This window comes from Tateyamaria sp., assembly GCF_059783535.1.
The window spans coordinates 1-5,175 of the sequence record NZ_JBYNDP010000192.1 but is presented as its reverse complement, the minus strand read 5'-3'; the positions used below and the strand labels follow the sequence as shown (position 1 = coordinate 5,175).

The 5,175-nt window shown below is 59.1% G+C and carries 3 protein-coding genes; all 3 read left to right on the top strand.

Going from position 1 to position 5,175, the window contains the following annotated elements; all coding sequences use genetic code 11:
- Nucleotides 1–1,428 (top strand): type VI secretion system protein TssL, long form (tssL, locus tag AC6RA8_RS20925; protein WP_500355553.1); only part of this gene is annotated, 1,428 nt, incomplete at its 5' end.
- Nucleotides 1,429–1,432: 4 nt separating this feature from the next.
- The gene (gene tssM / locus AC6RA8_RS20920; RefSeq protein ID WP_500355551.1) at nucleotides 1,433–5,023 is read left to right on the top strand and encodes a type VI secretion system membrane subunit TssM; all 3,591 of its coding nucleotides are present in this window, start codon (nucleotides 1,433–1,435) and stop codon (nucleotides 5,021–5,023) included.
- 8 nt (nucleotides 5,024–5,031) lie between these two features.
- Nucleotides 5,032–5,175, top strand: a 144-nt coding sequence (gene tagF / locus AC6RA8_RS20915) for a type VI secretion system-associated protein TagF (protein WP_500355555.1), incomplete at its 3' end; no start/stop codon positions are given.

Genomic DNA, 5,175 nt, shown 5'->3' with positions numbered 1-5,175 from the left:
GATGGAGCTGTGGGCGATCCGTTGATGCGGACCCGTGCAGGAGAGATGAAGATGAGCAAGGACGACCCTTTCGCCGAAGCCACCGATACCGACAAAACGGTGATCCGGCTCAATCCCGGCGGGCGGCTTCCCGAGCCTATGCCCACTCAGCCCGAGAGCGCACCGGCGCCCAAGGTGGGAACCCCTGAGGTGACCACTGCAACGCGACCTGTCGCGCAGATACCTCAGTCGCAGGATGTTCTTGCCGGTTTCAATCCGCTTTGCGCCGCCGCTTCGCATCTGTTTCAGCTCGTCGGACGCATCCGCAATCGCGCACAACACAGCAACCCTGCCCAACTTCGCCAAAGCGTTGTTTCAGAAATTCGCGCCTTCGAAGATCGCGCGTCACATGCTGGCGTGCCGGGTCAGATCGTCAAGGTCGCACGCTATGCCATCTGTGCCACAGTCGATGACGTGGTGCTGAACACGCCGTGGGGTGGTAACAGCATCTGGGCGCAGCAAAGCATGGTCGGCACCTTTCACAAGGAAACTCATGGCGGCGAGCGGTTTTATGATCTTCTGGATCGGCTGCAAACCGATCCGGGCAGCAATCGGGACTTGCTCGAGTTCCTATACATGTGCCTGAGCCTTGGGTTCGAGGGACGTTTACGTGTCACTGCGCGCGGTATCGAAAAACACCTGGCTGTGCGCGACGGGCTGGCGCGGACCATTCGGACACAGCGAGGCCGGACGGAGCCCGATCTTTCACCGCATTGGCGGGGGCTCAAAGTGGCGCATCACGTGCTGTCGATCTGGATGCCGGTGTGGTTGCTGGCCGGGTTGACAACTGCGCTTGTGGCGCTCGCGTTCTTTGTCCTTTCCTTCCTACTGAGCCTTGATACCGAGCGGGTTCGTGGTCAGATTCTCGCACTGGATCTTGGCGGCCCCGTTACTCTCGCGCGGCCAGCCCCGCCGCCGCCCCCACCGCCGCTGCCCGCACCCGAGCAGGTTAGCGATCTCGACCGCATCCGCACTTTTCTGGCTCCTGAAATTGCCGCGTCCCTTGTGACGGTCACACGCGACGGCAACACGGTGCTGGTTCGGATCAACGGTCAGGGCATGTTCGGTTCGGGCTCTGATGTCTTGCGCGAAGAGGTTCGCCCGTTGATCGACCGCGTCGCTGCCGCGCTGGAACCCGAGGACGGTCGGATAATCGTTGCAGGACATTCTGACAATGTCCCGATCAACACCGCGCGCTTTCCGTCGAACCTGTCGTTGTCTCTCGCCAGGGCCGAGGCCGTGATGGAAAAGGTTGCCACAACCCTTAGTGATCCAGACCGGATCACCGCTGAAGGGCGCGCGGACAACGAACCCATCGCTACCAACGCAACGCCTGAAGGGCGCGCCCAGAACCGTCGCATTGATGTCATTCTTGTAAAGGCAGGCTAGAGCCATGATCCGCAATTTCATCGTGAACGTGATCCTTTCACCCATTGGCATCGTAACCATCACTGCTGCCTTGCTGATGGGACCCTTGTGGTACCTTGGTCCGCTAGTTGAGATCGTAGGAGTGCGCCCCTTCGATACGCTTCTGGACCGTGTGGTGGCCACGTTTTCGATCCTCGCAGCCGCAACGATCTTTGTGCTGATTATCCTCCTGAGTCGACGGTCACGAGACACCCAAATATCGGAAGAGATCGCCAAACAAGTGGCCGACGACACCGCCGAAGACGAGGCAGTGCGCTCCGAATTGGCCGAGATCCGCGCACGGCTCAAGACGGCTTTGAACACCCTTCGCAAAAGCAGGAAGGGAGGATGGTTCGGAAGGGGGCATCTCTATCAGGTGCCATGGTACATCATGATTGGTCCGCCCGGCGCGGGCAAAACCACGGCGATTGTCAATTCGGGTCTCAAGTTCCCATTGGCTGACAGCCTGGGCAAAGAGGCGGTCGGCGGTGTGGGCGGCACTCGAAATTGCGATTGGTGGTTCACCAATGACGCCGTTCTTCTGGACACGGCTGGGAGGTACACCACGCAGGATAGTAATTTCTCTGCGGACAGCCGTGCTTGGTCCGGTTTCCTGGAGATGTTGAAGAAACAGCGTAGCCGCCAGCCGATCAACGGTGCGATGGTTGCGATCAGCGTGTCGGATCTATCCGAGATGGATGAGGTCACTGCCGCAACTCACGCACAGGCGATCCGTGTCCGATTGCAGGAGCTTCGCGACAAGCTTGGGGTCAGCTTTCCGGTCTATGTCATCTTGACCAAGGCGGATCTGGTGGCAGGCTTCCAGGAATTCTTTGATGGGTTGGGCAGCAAAGAGCGTGAACAGGTCTGGGGCATTACCTTGCCGCTTTCGGCTGACAAGAACTCGGCTGTACCCATTTCCGAAAGCTTTCCCTCAGAGTTCGAAGGGTTGGTGGCACGGCTCAGCGATCACAGTCTGGAACGTATACAGTCCGAAACAGATTTTCAGCGCCGCACTCTGATCGCGGGTTTTCCGAACCAGATGGCCAGCTTGCACGACGCCGTTGAATCGTTTCTTGGAGAGATTTTCCAGGAAAGTCGCTACAGTGATCCGCTGCTGCTGCGGGGGGTCTATTTCACCTCTGGCACGCAAGAGGGCATGCCCATCGATCGGCTCATGGCGGGAATGTCACGCAACTTTGGCATCGGGCGGCAGGCCATCGGCACCGGTCAGGGGCAGGGGCGCAGCTTCTTCCTGACCCGGCTGATGACGGATGTGATCTTTGGTGAAGCGGGGCTTGTTTCGCGTGATGATGCGGTTGAGCGGCGAACCCGGTGGGCGACGCGCGGTGCAATTGCAACGGGTGTAGGAGCGTTTGCCCTCGTAGGTGGTCTTCTTCTGAACAGTTTTGTGGGCAACCGGAACCTGATTGGGCAGACAAGTGCGCAGATTTCGACCTTCCAGGCCCTAGCCGCCGAAATCCCGCAAAGTCCCATTTCGGATGATGATTTGGCACAGGTGGTTCCCGCGCTGAATATCCTGCGTGATATGCCCGGCAATCCCGCCGCCACGGATCCTGAGCCGCCACGCGCGCTGACCTATGGCCTCTATCAGGGTGATGTGATCGGCACGGAGACCGGGCAGTCTTACCGTGCGGCCCTGAACTCTATAATGCTTCCCCGCTTGCTCGTTCGGCTTGAGAAGGTGATGCAGTCGAACCTCAACGACAGCGCTGATCTGTTTGAAGCGCTGAAGACCTACATGATGCTTGGCTTGCAAGTGCCGATGGAGGCGGATCATGTCTCGGTATGGTTGGCCGATGATTGGGAAGCTCTTTTTCCCGGTCAGCCCGACCTTCAATCCGACCTGCAAGGGCATTTGGCGGAACTGATTAGCCAACCCATGCTGGAAATCGCCCTGAACGGCCCGCTGGTCGCGCAAGTGCAGGCGATCTTGTCGGAAACACCTATTTCTGAGCGTGTTTACACCAGTATAGTCACCTCGCCTGAAGCACAGGCTTTGGCGCCGTTCCGGATCACGGAAGTGGGCGGACCTGCCGCATCGCGTGTACTGGTGCGTCCATCGGGAAGACCGCTCACCAGGGGGATCGAGGGAGTCTACACCCGCGCTGCCTTTTATGACTTTTTCCTGCCTCAGATCCTCGTTGCCGCGGAGCGTATTCAACGTGACAGCCTGATCCTTGGACCTGGAGGTCAGATTGAAAACAGTCCTCAAGCGCTTGCGCTGATCAGTCGGGACGTGCTGGCCCTGTACGAGACCGATTTCGTCGCGCGTTATGACGAGTTGCTGGCGGATATCGATGTTCTGCCGATGACCAACCTTGGCCAGGCCACTGATGTCATCAACATCCTGTCCGGCCCCATCTCGCCCTTGCGCAACTTGCTTGAGGGCGTGACTGAACAGACTCGATTGACGGTCCTACCTTCGGTTGCTGCGGTCACTGGCGTCGCTGCAGCGGAAGCGCAGGAATTTGCAATCGGAGAAGTGGTCCGTAGCATCAGCGTTGACGCCGAAGATTTTTTTAATGCGGTGCGCGGCACGCTTGAGCAGATTCCGGATGCCGAGCCTGTCGCGCCGGGTCAATTTGTCGAGGATCGGTTTCAGGAGATCCACCGCCTGACTGACCGCACCGAAGGTCCATCCGAACTTGACCGCGTTATCCAGCTGATGACGGATGTCTATGACGAGTTGAACCGATTGTCGCTGGGGCAGAACCTTGGCACGGCACTTCTTGGTGATAGCCAGAATGCGCCAGCCCGCCTTCAGGCTGAGATTGGGCGGATGCCCGCTCCGATGGAGCGCTGGGCGACACAGGTGGTACAGTCGTCTGCAGGGGCCGCAATCGGTGGTGCTCGGTCACAGATCAACACCAAATGGCAGTCTGAGGTTCTGCCGTTTTGCACCCGCGCCATCAATAACCGCTATCCGTTCGACAGACAGGCGCAGGCGGATGTTGCTTTGCAGGATTTCGGTCGCCTCTTTGGCCCCGGCGGCCTAATCGAGGCATTCTTTGACGACAACCTCGCCCGCTTTGTCGACACTTCACAAGACCCTTGGCAGGTGCGCCGAGTCAACGGGATCGACGTGGGGGTTTCGAACGCGGTTGTGCAGCAGTTCCAGCGTGCGGACGAGATCAAGAACAGCTTCTTTATTGCCCCGGGCCTACCCGACATCACGTTGGAAGTCACACCGTCAGCACTTGATCCGAACGTTGAGCGCGTGACGTTAGAAACAGGCGGTCAAACGGTCAGCTATGCCCATGGCCCACCTCAGCCGAGTGCGCTGCGATGGCCTGGGGAACAGGGCGCGCGGACCCGTGTAGCGTTCACGCCCACGCGTTCCGACGTACGCAGCGATGTAACACACGACGGACCTTGGGCGCTGTTTAGGCTGTTGGATGCTGCAGAGGTGCGGCGCACGAATGTGAGCGATCGCAACCGCGTGGTGTTCAACGTCGGTGGGCGGATCGCGATCTTTCAACTGCGTGCGGGCTCCGTGTTGAACCCGTTTACGCTGGACGCTCTCAGCACGTTCAGCTGCCCATCCTTCCTGTAGCGCGGTGCATGGATATGACTTTTGGCTATTATGGCAAACTGCCCTTTGCCGGTGATTTCCTGCGCCACGGCTTGTCTGCCGCTTTCGTGTCGGGTTGGGATGCCTGGATGCAGCGCGTGCTGCTTATGGCCAGCGAGACGATGGGCGAAATC

Coding starts and splice junctions, on each gene's coding strand:
- tssM (WP_500355551.1), top strand. CDS start 1,433: ATGATCCGCAATTTCATCGTGAACGTGATCCTTTCACCCATTGGCATC.